12 protein-coding genes are annotated in these 15,825 nt (G+C 72.9%); 10 read left to right on the top strand and 2 right to left on the bottom strand.

Annotated elements, in window-relative coordinates; all coding sequences use genetic code 11:
* Positions 1-18 precede the first annotated feature (18 nt).
* The 8 genes from ACFXKZ_RS36810 (at position 19) to ACFXKZ_RS36775 (ending at position 11,449) form a co-directional block, all read left to right on the top strand.
* Entirely contained in the window at positions 19-765 is a 747-nt protein-coding gene (locus ACFXKZ_RS36810; protein WP_380006978.1) for an aspartyl/asparaginyl beta-hydroxylase domain-containing protein, read from the top strand.
* Positions 755-1,990: an Ldh family oxidoreductase gene (locus ACFXKZ_RS36805; RefSeq protein WP_380006975.1), complete on the top strand. Its 1,236-nt coding sequence runs from the start codon at positions 755-757 to the stop codon at positions 1,988-1,990. Before ACFXKZ_RS36810 ends, ACFXKZ_RS36805 begins: the two co-directional genes overlap by 11 nt.
* A gap of 45 nt (positions 1,991-2,035) precedes the next feature.
* Positions 2,036-2,797 (top strand): aspartyl/asparaginyl beta-hydroxylase domain-containing protein, encoded by a 762-nt coding sequence (locus tag ACFXKZ_RS36800; RefSeq protein WP_380006972.1) that lies wholly within the window; start codon positions 2,036-2,038, stop codon positions 2,795-2,797.
* Positions 2,798-2,799: 2 nt separating this feature from the next.
* Positions 2,800-5,145: a lantibiotic dehydratase gene (locus tag ACFXKZ_RS36795; RefSeq protein WP_380006969.1), complete on the top strand. Its 2,346-nt coding sequence runs from the start codon at positions 2,800-2,802 to the stop codon at positions 5,143-5,145.
* Complete coding sequence (locus ACFXKZ_RS36790) at positions 5,142-6,212, top strand: pyridoxal-phosphate dependent enzyme (protein WP_380006965.1); 1,071 nt, start codon at positions 5,142-5,144, stop codon at positions 6,210-6,212. Before ACFXKZ_RS36795 ends, ACFXKZ_RS36790 begins: the two co-directional genes overlap by 4 nt.
* Positions 6,213-6,309: 97 nt before the next feature.
* A complete protein-coding gene (locus ACFXKZ_RS36785) occupies positions 6,310-7,029 on the top strand; it encodes a thioesterase II family protein (protein WP_380006962.1) in 720 nt (239 codons plus the stop codon).
* On the top strand, positions 7,026-7,895 hold the full coding sequence (locus tag ACFXKZ_RS36780; RefSeq protein WP_380006959.1) for an SDR family oxidoreductase: 870 nt from the start codon (positions 7,026-7,028) through the stop codon (positions 7,893-7,895). Before ACFXKZ_RS36785 ends, ACFXKZ_RS36780 begins: the two co-directional genes overlap by 4 nt.
* A 617-nt stretch (positions 7,896-8,512) precedes the next feature.
* Entirely contained in the window at positions 8,513-11,449 is a 2,937-nt protein-coding gene (locus tag ACFXKZ_RS36775) for an amino acid adenylation domain-containing protein (RefSeq protein ID WP_380006956.1), read from the top strand.
* Between the two features lie 29 nt (positions 11,450-11,478).
* On the opposite strand, the gene ACFXKZ_RS36770 is transcribed toward ACFXKZ_RS36775, so the two are convergent.
* Positions 11,479-12,780 carry a helix-turn-helix domain-containing protein gene (locus ACFXKZ_RS36770; protein ID WP_380007439.1) on the bottom strand — a complete coding sequence of 434 codons (1,302 nt, stop codon included), beginning with the start codon at positions 12,778-12,780 and terminating at the stop codon, positions 11,479-11,481.
* 529 nt (positions 12,781-13,309) lie between these two features.
* On the opposite strand from ACFXKZ_RS36770, the gene ACFXKZ_RS36765 reads away from it, so the two are divergent.
* Positions 13,310-13,828: a VOC family protein gene (locus tag ACFXKZ_RS36765; RefSeq protein ID WP_380006953.1), complete on the top strand. Its 519-nt coding sequence runs from the start codon at positions 13,310-13,312 to the stop codon at positions 13,826-13,828.
* A 166-nt stretch (positions 13,829-13,994) separates the two neighbouring features.
* On the top strand, positions 13,995-14,507 hold the full coding sequence (locus ACFXKZ_RS36760) for a hypothetical protein (protein WP_380006950.1): 513 nt from the start codon (positions 13,995-13,997) through the stop codon (positions 14,505-14,507).
* 57 nt (positions 14,508-14,564) lie between these two features.
* Here the strand turns inward: ACFXKZ_RS36760 and ACFXKZ_RS36755 are convergent, their stop codons facing one another.
* Entirely contained in the window at positions 14,565-15,737 is a 1,173-nt protein-coding gene (locus tag ACFXKZ_RS36755) for a MalY/PatB family protein (RefSeq protein WP_380006947.1), read from the bottom strand.
* Positions 15,738-15,825: the final 88 nt, after the last annotated feature.

Below are 15,825 nucleotides of genomic sequence, written 5' to 3'. Positions count from 1 at the left end.
CGGAAGGCGACGAACACGATGCGTGAGCCCACGCCGCAGGACAGCGCCCGGGCCCTGACCGGCTGGGCCGCAGAACAGGGCATCGAACCGGGCGAGTTGGAGCGGATCCACCGAGGTCTCGATCCCGACGACCCGGTACGATCCCGGGCCGGACACCTGCAATCCCCCGCGATCCTGGTGCCAGGACTGGCCGCCTCGCCCTGGCACGACCTCGACCGGTATCCGTGGGTCGACGCGTTGGAGAGCCGATACCCGCGCATCCGCGACGAGTTCGAGAAGCAGTTCGCGAGCGACGGGATCGACCGCCACCCCGAGGAGCGGGAACTGGCCGCGACGGGCGGCTGGAACGCATACCACTTCCACACCATGGGCACCACCTTCCCCGAACACCTGGCGCAATGCCCGGCCACGGCGGAGGCGTTGGCGGCGGTGCCCGGCGTGGCCGACGCCGGGATCTGCTACTTCTCGGTGCTGGCGCCGCGAACCCGGGTCAAGCCGCACTGCGGCTTCGTGAACACCCGGATCCGCTGCCATCTCGGCCTGATCGTGCCGCCGGACTGTCGCATGCGGGTGGGCACCGAGACCCGGTCCTGGCGGGAGGGCCGATGCTCGGTCTTCGACGACTCGTTCGAGCACGAGGTGGCCAACGACTCGGACCGCCCCCGGGCGGTGTTGCTCGTGGACACCTGGCACCCCGATCTGACCGACGTCGAGCGCCGGGCGATGGAGTTCGTGATGCGGATGTGGACGTCCGATGTGGACTGACCCGAGGGCGCCCGGCCCCGCACCGTCGGCCGCGCCGCCGCTGCCGCCGATCCGTCCCGCGTCGACCGACGCGGACGCGATCCGGGTACCGCCCGCCGAGTTGACCCTGTTCGTCGACTCGGTCTGCCGCCGCATGGGCGCCGGCGGACAGGTGGCCGGCGAGGTCGCGGAACACCTGGTCGGCGCGAACCTGGCCGGACACGACTCGCACGGCGTGTTGCGGCTGCCGCAATACGTCGCCGAGGCGGAGCGCGGCGACCTGATACCCGGCGCCCGGCCGCACGTGCTGCGCCGGCGCCGGGCGAGCGTACTGCTCGACGCGCGCCGCGGGTTCGGGCACTACTCGGCCCGGATGGCCTGCGAATTGGTGGCCTCCCTGGCCATCGAACACGGCGTCGGAGTGGTGGCCATCCGACACTGCGGCCACATCGGCAGGCTCGGTCACTACTGCGAACTGCTCGCGAACGCCGGTCTGGTCGGGATGCTCACCGTGGGAGCGGCCGGCCCGGGGGTCGGTGTGATGGCGCCCCCCGGCGGCTCGGAGCGGTTCCTCGCGGCCAACCCCTGGGCACTCGGCGTGCCCGGCACCGATCATCCGGTCGTGGTGGACGTGTCGATGGCGCTGCTCGCCGAAGGCAAGATCACCGCCGCCGCGGCGCGCGGCGAGGCCCTGCCCGAGGGGTGTGTGGTGGACGCGGGACGGCGTCCCAGCCGGGACCCGGCCGACTACCTGGCGGGCGGCGCGCTGTTGCCGCTGGGCAGCCCGGTGGCCGCGCACAAGGGCTTCGGCCTGGCCCTCGGCGCGGCCCTGCTCGGCGGCCTGGCCGCGATCGGCGACGGCACGCCGACCCTGGCCGGCTCGCAGCGCCCGCCCGACTCCACCGGCCGGGGCGAGATCGCCGGCGTCTGTCTGATCGCGATCGACCCCGAGGCGTTCGGCGGCCTGGAGCCGTATCGGGCGATGATCGCGGACACCGCCGCGCTGATCGCCGACGCCGAGGCGGCCGGGGCACACGCGACCGTCCCCGGCGCCCCGGAACATCGCAGCCGACAGGCCCGCGCGACCGGGATCCCGCTGCCGCGCGCGACGGTGGCCGACCTGATCGCGGTCGGCGCCCGGTTCGACGTCCCGACCAGGCTGCCGCGCACGGGCGATGCCGACGTCGACCCGGGAGCCGCCGACCTCGCCGCGCCCCGGCCGGAACGTCCGTCGCGCCGGCCCTGAGCACACCCGAACGCCCCTGGTGGGCACGGAAGGAAGGAGCGCGGGATGCCCGCGTGGGTCAACGACAGTCGGCCGTTCCTGGACCGGTGGATCGACGAACAGCACCTGGACCGGTCCCGGTTGACCCGGATCCTGGACGGCCTGGAGGTCAGTTCCTGGCGGGAGCCCGCCGACGAGGACGCGGTGCAGCGCCCGGAAGTCCTGCTTCCCGGCCTCACCGCGCAACCGTGGTGGGACCGAAGGCAGTTCCCCTGGATCGCCGACCTGGAGGCCGGATACGCCGCGATCCGAGAGGAGTTCGAGGCGGTCGGCGGGCTGATCCCCGCCGACGCCGTCCGACACCCCAACTCCGGGAACCTGGCCGAGGCGGGCGACTGGAACGCGTACTACTTCCACCTGCTCGGCCGCTCCTACCCGGAGCACATCGCCCGCTGCCCGCGCACCATGAAGGTGCTGTCCGAGCCGGACGGGGTGGCCGATTCGGGCATGTGCTACTTCTCCATCATGGGTCCGCGCACCCATGTCGCGCCGCACTGCGGCTTCATCAACGCCCGGGTGCGGTGTCATCTGGCCCTGGTGGTGCCCGACGGCGGGCGGATGCGGGTCGCCGACGAGACCCGGACCTGGAGCGAGGGCCGGGCCATCGTCTTCGACGACTCGTTCGAGCACGAGGTGTGGAACGAGGCCGAATCGGGCCGCGCGGTGCTGCTCTTCGACGTCTGGCACCCGGAGTTGACCACGATCGAAAAACGTGCGCTGGCATACATGATGACCGTTTGGAAGACCTTCCTGTACGAGGACGACTAGGGATGGGCGACGAGACGGACGTCCCGGAGGTGCGGAGGTCGGAGGCGGGATCGGTGCCCGCGTCCGCGCCGGCGACCGCGGGGCCCTGGCGGCTGTCCGGGTGGGCCCTGGTCAAATCCACCGGGTTTCCCTACGAGTTGCTGGAGGACCTGCGCATCCCGGACCCGGCCGACCGGCACGCGGGCGGGAAGGCCGCGGGTGGGCCGGCCGACGCGGACCCGATCGCCGAGTGTGTGCGCCGCCTGCTGCACACCTGCGCGGATCCGCGCTTCCTGGAGGCCGTCCTGCTCTCCAGCCGGGGAGCCTACGAACGCCTGCACCACTGGCTGCGGACCGACCCGGACCCGAGCCGGCTGCGCTCGGCCGACCGGCGACGGGTGTTGCTGGCCGCGATGTACCTCCAGCGCATGTGCGCCAAGAACGAGAGCACCAGCTTCTTCGGCCCGGTCGCCTGGGCCCGGGTACACCCCGACGAGCCGTTCCGGCTCGACCTCGGGGAGCCGGCCCCGGTGCGCCTGGCGACCGCCTGGACCCACTGGGCCGCACAGGCGATCGCCGACGTGATGAGTGCCGATCCCGACGTGCTCGCCGAGGTGGCGCCGCGCGTGCCGCCGAATCTGGTCGAGCGGGACGGGCGGCAGTTCACGGTCCGCTACGACCGGTGGCCGATCACCCTGGACGAACGGGTCGAGCCGCCCCGGACTCCGGCCGAGCATGCGTTGTTCGCGCGCTGCGACGGGCGGAGCACCGCCGCCGAACTGGCCGCCGCCGAGGGCCTGGACCTCGACGGCACGCTCGATCTGTTGCGCGCGCTGGACCGGCGCGGCTCGGTACGCTTCGGGCTGACCGTCCCGGTCGGCCTGATCGATCCGCTGCGCCCGCTCACCGAGTTCGCCACACGCCTGTCCGGCCCGGCGGGCCGGCGGTGGCGCGGCGTACTTGCCGAACTTGAGCTACGCCGACGCCGGTTCCACGAGGCGCCGTCCCTGGCGGCGCGCCGCGAGGCACTGTCCGCCGTCGGGCGCACGTTCACCGAGGTGACCGGGGCCGCGGCGGACAAGGACGCGGGTCGGCACTACGCCGACCGGTCGATCCTGGTCGAGGACGGGCGCTTTCCCTGGCCGCGGTTCGACCTCGGCCGTCCGCTGCACCGGTATCTCACCGACGAGGCGCCGGTGCTCCTGGACCTGCTGTTCGAACTGTCGCTGGCCCGACGGCGACGGTTGGTCGCCGAGATCACCGAGTGGTTCGCCGACACGTTCGGCGGGCAAAGCGTGCCGCTGGAACGGGTGTTGGTCGCCGCCGAGGCGGCCGGGCTCGGCGAGCGGCTGCGCAAGATCGACCACCGGACCCGGATGGACGGACCCTCGGCACTCACCGACCGGCTGCGCGCCAACGCCGACCGACCCCGGGTGCGGCTCGACATGGACTGGGCGAAACGGGTCGCGGCAGAGGTCGACTTCGACACGTGGTGCGTGGCGGGCGCCGACCTGTTCGTCGCCGCGCCGGACGAGGCAGCGATCAATGCCGACGCGTTCACCGTCGTGGTCGGCGAAGTACACGGCCTGCACGATCAGTTGCTTCAGGGCCTGTGGCCGGCGCTGCATCCGGACCGGGCCGGATTCGAAGCCGAGATCGGCGGCCTGATCGAGGGGCTGACCGACGCGCGGATCTGCGATCCGGTCCTGGCGCACGGGCGCAAGACGCTGGCCCGCGCCGAGGTGTTGCCCGAGGTGGAGTTCCTGGGCACCAGCCCCCGTCCGCCGGGACGGGTCGGCCGTGCGGCCGACCTGCGGGTGCGCCTCGACGACGGCGAACTCGTCCTGGAGTGCCCGACGTTGGGCCGGGTGCTGCTGACCAGACCGCCGCTGCCGTCCTGGGGCGACGAGGTCGAGTCGATCTTCACGCCGTTCACCGGCGCCCGACTGATCGGCGCCGAGGACATGTTCCGCGCCCTCGACGACGTCCCGCACCTGCCCCGGCTGACCGTGGGCCGCACCGTCGTGCACCGGGAGACCTGGCGGATCCCCGCACCGGCGCCGCGATCCTGGAGCGGCCTGCACCCGGTCAACCGCACCCGAATGCGCCGGTTGCGCGACCGGTACGGCTTTCCCGACCAGGTGTATGTGCGCTTCGCCGGCGAACCCAAGCCGATCTTCGTGGACTTCGAAGTACCGGTACTGGCCGACCTGTTCTCGCGCCACTACGACCGGGCACACGGCCCGATCGTGGTCTCGGAGATGTTGCCGGGGCCGGCCGACCTGTGGTTGCGCGACCACGCGGGTCGACACACCGCCGAACTCCGGTTCGGCTACTACCGGGCACGGGCGGGGGAGCGGAGCCGATGAATCGCGGACCGACCGGACCACCCTGCCTGGGGACGGAGTTCCCCCTGCCGAGCGCCGGTGCGGGCGAACTCGGGATCGGCGGCACCCCGCTCGTGCCACTGGTAGTGCCCGTGTGCGGCATCGGCCGCCGGTTGTGGCTCAAGCTCGAAGGGGCCAACGCGTACGGATCGATCAAGGCCCGTACCGCGCACGCCCTGATCGAGCACCTGGAACACCACGGCGGCCTGGAGCCGGGCGGATCGATCGTCGAGTCCACCTCCGGCAACCTGGGCGTCGCGCTCGCCGGCATCTGCCGCGCCCGGGGCTACCGGTGCACTCTCGTGGTGGACCGCGACACCCCGCGCCGGAGCATCACCCTGATGGCGGACGCGGGCGCCGACGTGGTCCTGGTCGAGCCGACGGCCGCCGGCAACCCGGTCGCCGAACGGCTGCGCATGGTGCGCCGGATCCTCGCCGCCGATCGGCGCATGCGCTGGACCGACCAGTACGGCAGCCCCGCCAACCCGAACGTGCACGAACGCTGGACCGGACCCGAACTCGCCCGGGGCATCGGTCGGGGCGTCGGTGCCGTCGGCCCGGACGCGGTGGTCGCGGCGATCTCCACCGGCGGCACCCTGGCGGGCCTGTCCGCCTACTTTCGCCGCGCCCACCCGAACACCACGATCGTCGGCGTGGACGCGGTCGGTTCGGTGGCGACCGGCGGGGAACGTGGCGCGCGACCGGCCAAGATCCCCGGCTTCGGCTCCGGCCGACGCTCGTCGTTCCTGCGCCCGGGCGATTGGGACGTATGCGTGCGCGTCGACGACGAATACGCCCCGCCGGCCTGCCGGGTCGTACGCGCCGCCACCGGCCTGACCCTGGGCGGCTCCTCCGGCGCCGCGCTCCTGGGCGCCGTGGTCGCCGCCCGAGGCGATCCGGAACTGCGCGAGATCGGGGTGATCTGCCCGGACCTGGGCGCGGCGTATCTGAACACGATCTACGCGAGCCGTCGACCGCCGCCCCCCGAGTCCGAACCGGCCCTGCGCGAGGGCTTGGCCGACCTGGCCGCCGCCCGCAGACGCGGGTGAACCGTCCGGACCCGGGACCGCGAGGCCCGGGGCCGGGAGCAGGACGCCCGCCGTGCGGGTGGCAACGGAGAACACGCGGATGCGAAACGGAGCCGAGATGAAACCCCTGCCGCTGGTGTGCCTGCCCTTCGCCGGTGTCGGCGCCTCGATCTTCCGTACCTGGTGGGGGCGCGAAGGGCACGGCCTGAGCATCGTGCCGGTGCAACTGCCGGGCCGGGAGGAGCTGATCGACGACGAGCCGCACCGGGACATCGGCGCCGCGATCGACGAACTCGCCCCACGCGTGCTTGCCGCGCTGCGCGGTCGTACCGAGATCGCCGTGTTCGGACACAGCATGGGTGCCTTCCTGGGCTACGAGTTGGCGCATCGCCTGATCGACACCGCCGACATCCGCGTCGCGGTCCTGGTGGTCAGCGGCTCGCACGGCCCGTACCAATCGCGCCGGCGGCAGGTCACCGGCCTGTCCGACGAGCAGTTTCTGGACGGGATCGCCGAGTTCGTCGGATATCGACCGGCCGCGCTGGACGACCCGGAGTTTCGCGAACTGCTGTTGCCCGTGCTGCGCGCGGACGCCGAGATGCACGAGCGCTACCGGCCGACCGTCGAACGGCCGCTGCCCGCGCCCATCCTCACCGTGCGCGGCAGTGCGGACGACATGGTCTCGGCGCGGGAGGTCGAGCAGTGGCAGGAGGTCACCACCGCGCCGCTGCTCACCGCCGAACTCCCGGGCGGGCACATGTATCCCACCGAACAGGCCGACGCGCTGCTGCGGCTGATCGCGGCCACGGTGGGCCAACCGGTGGGTCCGAGCCGATGAGCGCGGCGGAGATCCCGGGCCGCGCGCACGACGACGGCGCACCGCGCCTCGCGGACAGGACCGCCGTGATCACCGGGGCGGGTCGGGGGCTGGGTCGGGCCTGCGCGGTGCGCTACGCGGAGGCGGGCGCCGACCTGTTGCTGCTCGACGTCGCCTCGGACCACCCCGGTGTGCCCTATCCGCTGGCCTCCCCCGCCCAATTGGCGGAAACCGCGCGCCAGTGCTCGGAGTTCGGCGTCGAGGTGGTCACCTCGGTCGCGGACATCACCGACGCGTCGACGGTGGATCGGGCGATCGACCTGGCCCTGGACCGGTTCGGCGGCATCGATGTGCTGCTCAACAACGCCGGTATCGCCGCGCCTTCCGGCAAACCGATCCACGAAATCCGCGAGGACGAATGGCAGTTGATGCTCGACGTCGACCTGAGCGGCGCGTGGCGGCTGATGAAGGCGGTGGCGCCGGTGATGGTCGAACAGCGCGGCGGCAGCATCGTGAACGTCTCCTCGACCGCCGGCATGGTCGGCTACCGCAACTTCGCCGCCTACGTCGCGGCCAAACACGGCCTGATCGGCCTCACCCGAGCGGCGGCGCTCGACTACGCGCCCTACGGGGTGCGGGTCAACGCGCTGTGCCCGGGATCGGTACGCGACGACCCGCTCCTGGAGGGCCGCATGCTCGGCGAGATCGCCCGTTCCCTGGACGTCCCGGCCGACGAACACGAGGCAACCTTCGTCCAGGCCCAACCGACCAACTCCCTCGTCGAACCGGCGGACGTGGCCGGCGCGGCCCTGTGGCTGGCCGGCGACGAGGCCCGCCAGGTCACGGGAAGCCTGCTCGCGGTCGACGGGGGGTTCACGGTCCGATGAAGAACGAGGCTCGGATGCGAAAGAGCGAGGCGACGAACACGAACGCGGCGGGTAGCGCGGGTGGCTTTCGTCCCAAGCCGAGGATGGCCGTGGCGGGGCCGGCTGCGGCCGGCGCGGGTGCGGGCGCGGGCGCCGGGTCGACGGGTGCGGCCCCCGCTCCGGCGGGTGTGGCGCCGTCTGCGGTGGGTGCGGGCTCCACAGCTCCCGACCCAGCGGACGCGGGGCCCGAGTCGATGGGTGCCGGGTCCGGTTCGAGGGGCTGTGCGGTGACAACGACCGTGGTGGATGCGGCGGTCGGGTCGACGGTGGCGAACGCGCGTCCCGAGCCGACCGTGTCGGACGCGGGCACCGGATCAGGGGACGTGGAGGCGGCGTCCGGGTCCACGGTCGATGGCGCCCTTGTGTCGGCCGCCCTTGCTGCGGCTGCCGGTTCGGCCGGTTCGGCTGCCGTGAGCGTGGCGACCACGCCCGCTGCTGTCGGCGTGGCTCCCGGTTCGAGCGCCTTGGGCGTGGCTTCCGGGTCTGCCGGTGGGGTGGTGTTCGGCGGGGTTGATGCGTCCGACGCACAGGGCGAGGCTCGCGTTTTGGCGTCGACCGGTCGCCGCCGAGGGCGTTCCGTGCGGGAGTTGCAGCTGGGGCGCGGCTGTCACAGCCTTGTGCGGCGGTTGCCGGTGGGGGTGGACGAGGAGACCGTGCGGCTCGGGTTGCCGCGCGTTGCCGAAGCCTGGCCGGGAGTAGGGTTCGGGGTCGCGTGGCGGCAGGTGCTGGCCGTGGGCTCGGATCATCCGCTCGCTCGACGGCGGCGGGAGCGTGAGGCCGAGCGGCCGGTACATCCGGCTGCCGGGCCGCTGCGGGTGTTGGTCCTGGAGTACGCCGACGGCGTCGCCGACCTCGTCCTGGTCGCGCAGCGGGCGGCGGTGTCGCCCCACGGGCTGCACCGGCTGGCTGCGGCGTTGTGCGGCGGCCCGATCCCGGCCGATCCGGTGACCGTACCTTCCGTGCCGACGCTCGCCACCGAACTGCCGGAGTTCCGGGCTAACCGCCCCGAGGCCGCGCCGCCCTGGGCGCTGGGGGAGCCGAGCGCGGTCGGGCGGATCGGGTGGGCGTCGGTGCCGCTGCCCGCGCTGCCCGGACTGTACGAGCGGCTGCTCCCGGCGGCCGTGGCGCTCGTGTCGGCCCGGCACTCGGGCGAGCCGTGGCAGCGCTTGGCCGTCCTGGACGTCGCCGCCGAGACCGTGGCCGCCGCGACGCCGTACGGCCGATGCCGCCGACTGGGGTGGCATGTGCACGACGTGCGGGTGGACGAGGACGACACGGTCGGCCGCTACCTGCATCTGATCGCGGCGAGTTGCCCCGCCGCCGGGTCGATCGCGGTCGCGCCGGCGGAACCGGGCCCCGCGCCGCAGACGGTGCTGATCACCGCCGCCGACGGCGCGCACGGGTGGACCGACTACCGCCCGTCCCTGGCCCCGATCGCGCCGCTCACGCTCTACGCCGCGGCGGACCCGGCCGGCACCCCGATGCTGACCTGCCGCCACGACGCCGGACTGGTCGACGCCCCGGTCGCCGAGCGGATCTGCCGGCACATCGCGCGTGTGGTCCGCGAGTTGCACGCCGCCGCCGACACCGCGCCGCCGGCCACGATCACCTGGCTGAGCCCCGCCGAGACCCGGGACACGCTGCGCCTGGGCGGCGTGGACCGGCGGCTCGACCCGGCCTTCGACCCGGCGGACACGATCCACGCCCGCTTCGCCGCGACGGCTGCCGCCCGACCCGATGCGATCGCCCTCTCCGACGACGACGGGACGTACACCTACCGGGAGTTGGCCGCCCGCGCCACCCTCACGGCCCGCGGCCTCCGAGCAGCCGGCGCCGAACCCGGCGACCGCGTCGGCGTGTTCCTGGAACCGGACGCTGAGACCGTGGTGGTCCTCCTGGCCGTACTCACCGCCGGCTGCACCTACGTGCCGCTCGACGTACGCCATCCCCCCGCCCGACTGCGGCACACCACGACGGACGCCGGCCTGCGCCTGGTGATCGGCGACCCGAAGACCTTCCCGACCGACCCGACCGACCCCGCCGACCCGACTGCCCCGACCGTCACCGTCCTCGCCCCCGCGACGATCCGCCAACGCGCGACGGAGCACCCCGAGTTCACTCCACCCGCCGTCGGCGCAGCGCATCCCGCCTACGTGATCTACACCTCCGGCTCCACCGGACGCCCGAAGGGCGTCGAGGTGCCGCACGGCAACGTTCTCGCGCTGCTCGACGCGACCCGCGACCTGCTCGCCCCGGGAGTCGACGACGTCTGGACCCTGTTCCACTCCACCGCGTTCGACTTCTCCGTCTGGGAGATCTGGGGCTGCCTGCTCGGCGGCGGCCATCTGGTGGTGGTGTCCTACTGGACGGCCCGCTCGGTCGAGGACTTCTACGACCTGCTGGTCGAGCGGCGCGTGACCGTGCTCAACCAGACGCCGTCGGCCTTCGCCCAACTCGTCGAGGTGGACCGCAGACGGGCCGAAGACCTGGCGCTGCGCCTGGTGGTCTTCGGCGGCGAGCCGTTGCATCCACCGATGGTGCGCCCCTGGTTCGAGCGGCACTCGTACTCGGAATGTCGGTTGGTGAACATGTACGGCATCACCGAGACGACCGTGCACGTCACCGCCCAGCCGCTGACCCCGACCCGGGCGGCCAACGAGGCACGGTCCGTGGGCGCGCCGCTGCCGGGCTGGTGGGTGTCGGTGCGCGACCCGAGGGGACGGGTGCTACCGCCCGGGGTGGCGGGCGAGTTGTGGGTGGGCGGGGCCGGGGTGGCCATCGGCTACCTGGGCCGCCCCGAGCAGACGGCCGAACGATTCGTGGTGGATCCGCACACCGGGCAGCGGGTCTATCGCAGCGGCGATCGCGGGCGACTGCGCGCGGACGGCCGGATCGATCATCTGGGCCGCCTGGACACCCAGGTGAAGGTGCGCGGCTACCGCATCGAACTGGGCGAGATCGAGGCGGTGTTGCTGGAACATGCGAGCGTGATCGAGGCGGCGGCGGTGGTCCGCGGGGCGAGCCCCGGCGACGGCGCGGAGGCCCGGATCGACGCGTATCTGGTGCTGGTCGACGGCGGCGACCCGGCGCAGGTGTTGCGCGCGGCGCGGGCGGTGTTGCCGGAGTACATGGTGCCGGGCCGGGCGGTCGTGGTGCCGGCCCTGCCGCTGACGGTCAACGGGAAGGTCGACACCGACCGGCTCGCCGCACTGTCCGCGCCGGACGAAGACGCGGTGCCGGCTGCGAACGGTCCGGGCCCCGGTACGCCCTGCGGATTCGGTACGCCCGCCGAGTCCGCGACGGCCGCGACGGTGTGGGAGATCTGGCGACGGGTGTTGGGCGCCGACGTCGGGCCGGACGAGGGCTTCTTCGAGGTCGGCGGCAACTCGCTGTCGGCGACCCGATTGCTCGCCGAGTTGCGGGCGGCCGGTCTGCCGCGGATCACGGTGCGGCAGTTCTACCGGCACGCCACGGTGTCGCGCCTGGTGGCGTTGTTGACCGAGGGCGCCGGGTGAGCGGGGCCGGCCCGGCGCCGTCGGGTACGTCAGCGGGCCGTCGGCCCGGGGTCGTCGGCGCCGACCCGGGCCTCCTCGTCGCCGGCGCGTTCGGCCGCGTACGCGCGCAGCAGGGTGGCGAGGCGGTACCGGTCGGGGCCGGTCTCCTCCAACAGGTGCACGCTGACCAGGCTTTCCAGCAGTCGGCGGGTGTGTCCGAGCGGGCGGCCGATCAACCCGGCGGCGACGGACGCCTCCAGGCGCCCGTCCGGATGCAGCCCGAGCAGGCGAAACGCCCGCGCGACCTCCGGGTCGAGGTCGCGATAGGACCCGAAGAACGCGGAGCGCAGCGCGAGGTGCGGGTCGTCGGCATCGGCCAGCAGGTCCAACCGGCTTTTCTCGTCGTCGAGTTCCTCGGCGAGGAGCGCGAGCGAGCGGTGCGGTCGGGTGGCCAGGCGTTCGGCGGCGATCCGCAGGGCCAGCGGCAGATGGGCACAGTGTCGGGCCAACTTCCGGGCCGCGTCCGCCTCGGCGAGCACCCGATCGGGGCCGACCACCGCGCACAGCAGCGCCACCGACTCGGCCGGCGACATCGGTCCGAGCGGAATCTTGGACGCGCCGGCGCGCACCGCGATCCCGGTCAGTCGGCGGCGACTGGTGACCACGGCGGCACAACCGGCGGTTCCCGGCAGCAGGGGCGTGACCTGCCGGGAGTCCGCCGCGTTGTCCAGGATCACCAGCATGCGCAGACCGGCCAGCAGGCTGCGGAACATCGCGGCGCGCTGTTCCAGGTCGGCCGGGATGGCGGGCGGACACACCCGCAGCGCGATCAGGAAGTCGGCCAACACCTCGGTCGGACGCACCGGTTCGGCATCGGGGGAGGAGCCGCGCAGATCGCGGTAGAGCACGCCGCCGGGAAACGACTCGGACACCTGTCCGGCCCAGCGGATCATCAGCGCGCTCTTGCCTACGCCGGCCGGGCCGTCGATGGCGACCGTCAACGGCAGCCCGGTCTCCGTACTGTGTGCCAGGAGCGCGTCGAGATCTCGGAGTTCGCGTTCACGGCCGACGAATCCGGCGGTCGAGGGCGGGAGTTGGGCCGGACGCAGGCGGGGTGGGAGGTCGTCGGCCGCGGAGCCGGCCAATGCGGCCAGTACGCCCTCGGCCGCCAGTTCCCGGTCGCACAAGCGGGCCAACTGCATGGTCGGCGTCGACATGCCGTTCTCTATCTTGCTCAGCCAGCCCGGACTGTAGGCCACGAGCCCGGCCAACTGCCGCAGGGACAGGCCCTGTTGTCGACGATGATGGCGCAGGGCGGCGCCGAACGACACGGTGTGATCGTCCATGTTCACCTGCTGCAAGGGACCGAACCTTTCCTGTGTGGAAACTGTCGGCACTGCCCGGACGCACCCCGGGTGAGGTGGCCCGTCCGGGTCCGAAGGCCCTGGGGCTCTTGTGGAGCGCTCTCCCGACGCGGGTCGACGTCGGGATCCGGCGTGACCGGAGGGCCGAGGCCGGTCGGGCGACGAATGGGCGGGGGAGATGGTTGTACTGCCCATCCAGAGAGTCACCCTAGAGAGCGGAAGGCGGTGCCGGCAGATTGAAACGCGCCAAACACCCCGCCCCGAAGTCTGGTTGGGGTGCCGATGTGACAGTTGTTGCATCAGTGGTGTTTGCGAGCTTTCGAATCCGACACGTGACCCGTCGGTCACGTTGCGACTACTCTACGCTGTGGGCGGAGTTCGCTCGACTCCGCTTCGCCGAACGCACATCCCCTGCGCCGAACGCGCGTCCCCCGTCGCGCGGTCCACGTCGAACGACCCGCGTCGCACCCCCCGTTTGCGTGCGGCTCGCCTCGAACAAGTCACCCAGGGAGGCACGGTGACGATCCGTCGGATCAACCACGTCGTCATGTCCGTCCGCGACCTCGATCTCTCCACCCGGTTCTACCGTGACGTCGTGGGTCTGGAGGTGGTCAGCCGCCTGCCCGCCACCGCGCACTGGCCGGCCATGGCCCTGCTCCGCTCCGCACCGGCGTCGAGCATCCGCCACGATCTGGGCCTGATCGCCAACACCGGCCCGGGAGCGGTCGTCGGTCGCGGGCCGTACCACGTCGCCTTCGAGGTCGACACGATCGCCGACCTCCGACGCGCGCACCGCCGGTTGGCCGCGGTCGACGCACTCGGCAGCGGCATGGACCAGGACTTGCGCTTTTCCGTCCACGGTCACGACCCGGACGGGATCATGGTCGAGATCCTCTGGCGCGCCCCGGTGGGAGTCCGGTCCCATCCGGACGAACCAAGCTGTATGTCCGTCGACTTCGACCGCCCCCGCCCCCACCCCCGCCAACACCTGCACGGCCGGCCGACCACCGATCGGGTGGTCGGCGCACCGGCCTGAGCCGGGCACGGAGCAGGCCGGAGCCCACGCCGCTCTGCACCCGCCCCGCCCGCCTCGGAGGGGCGTGGCCGGCCCCGGTGGCCTCGGTGGTCTACCGTGCTGTGCAGCGTGACCTGACGGGCGTCGGCGACTCCGGCGCGTGTGTATCGAGAACGGGATCGGATCGTTGAGCGAGGAACAGCCCGACGCCGTGGTCGAGCGGGTCGCGGCCGGACACCTGATGCGCACCGGCCCGCACCCCGACGCCGCCGGCCGCCCCGATGCGGTGTCGGCCGTCGACCCGGACGCGGCATTGGTGACCGCCTGGTGCACCTGCCTGCTGTGGCGTTCGCGGCTGCCCTGGACCGCGCGGGAGCATACGGACGCCTTCGAGACCCACCTCGCCCGGGTACGCCGGGCCGCCCGGATCCTGCCGCCCGACCTGGTGGACGGCCGCTTCGCCTACCTGCCCTGCGCGGACGAGGCCGCGGCCCTCGCGGTCGCCGAGACCTGGATCGACCTGGGCAGCGCCCGCAGTCGGCTGTTCCTGGACGGCAGCGGGGTGGTGATCGCGTTCGCCGACGTACAGTTCCCGACCGAGGTCGCGCTGTGGGCGCTGCGCACCGACCGTACCGATCCCTCCGCCGCGTACCTGCTGCACGCGCTGGAGTATCTGGCCGGCCCGAACCGGACGGACTGAGCACCCGCCGGAGGGCCGAGTCCGTGCGGCTCGGCCGTCCGGAGGTGGGCGTGGTGGTCAGAGCGCGGCGGCCATCCGGCGGATCGCGTCGGTGACGATGTCCGGGTGCGTGCCCAGGTTGAGCCGGGCGTGTCCCGCGCCGCCGGTGCCGAAGTCGACGCCGCAGGTCAGCGCGACTTTGGCCCGGTCGAGGAAGTACGCCGCCGGGTGGTCGCCCAGGCCGAGGTCGCGGCAGTCGAGCCAGGCCAGGTAGGTGCTCTCGGCGGGGGTGTAGCGCACGGCCGGCAGGTGTTCGGCGAGCAGGTCGGCCAGGAGCCGCCGGTTCGCCGCGAGTCCGGCCAGGAGGGCGTCCAGCCAACCGACACCGTCGCGCAGCGCGGCGGTGTGCGCGATCACGCCGACGTGGCTGGGGCCGTGGCTCACCTCTTCGGGCAGCGCGGCCAGTTCCTCGGCGGCGGCCGGGCCGGCGATGGCGAGCGCTGCCTTGAGCCCGGCCAGGTTCCAACCCTTTGACGCGGACATCAGGGACAGGCCGTCGGCGGTGCCCGGCACGCTGAGGTAGGGCACGTACCGGTCCGGCGGCGCCAGCGGCGCGTGGATCTCGTCCGCCACGACGCGCACCCCGTGCTCGGCGGACAGTCGGGCCACGGCAGCCAGTTCCGCCTCGGTGTGCACGGTCCCGGTCGGGTTGTGCGGGCTGCACAGCAGATAGGCGACCCGTCCGCCGGCGGCGGTCGCGGTACGGAAGGTGTCGGCCAGTACGTCGAGATCGATCCGGTGGTCCGCACCGAGCGGGGCCTCCACCACCTGTCGATCCATGTTTTTCAGGAACATGTAGAACGGCGGATACACGGGCGAGTTGACCACGACCCGATCGCCCGGTCCGGTGACCAGTTTGAGCATCTCGACGACGCCCTGCATCACGTCCGGCACGATCGCCGTACGCTCGACCGCGAGCGAGTGCCACCCCCACCGCTTGGCGGCGAAGTCGGCCAGGGCGGTGGCGTATTCGGTGCCGGCGGCATACCCCGTGTCGCCGAGCCGGACGGCGTCGGTCACGGCCTGGATGATCGGCTCGGCAAGGGGGACGTCCAACTCGGCCACCCACAGCGGAAGTACATCCTCCGGGTAGGCGTGCCACTTCATGCTGGTGCGCCGACGCAGCGTCTCCAACGTGAGCGCGCGCAGCGGATCGACATTCTCGGCGATGGGCTCCGACAGACTGTCCATGAAACCCACGATAAGCGAGCACCCGCCCGGGAGAAGAGGGTGTGACGAGGGCGAATGAACGGCGGGCCGCGCCGGATCCGGGTCGGGC

The organism is Embleya sp. NPDC059237 (genome assembly GCF_042754105.1).
Lineage (GTDB): Bacteria > Actinomycetota > Actinomycetes > Streptomycetales > Streptomycetaceae > Embleya.
Note: the sequence above shows the minus strand (reverse complement) of the source record. Positions and strands in the feature narration are given on the sequence as shown.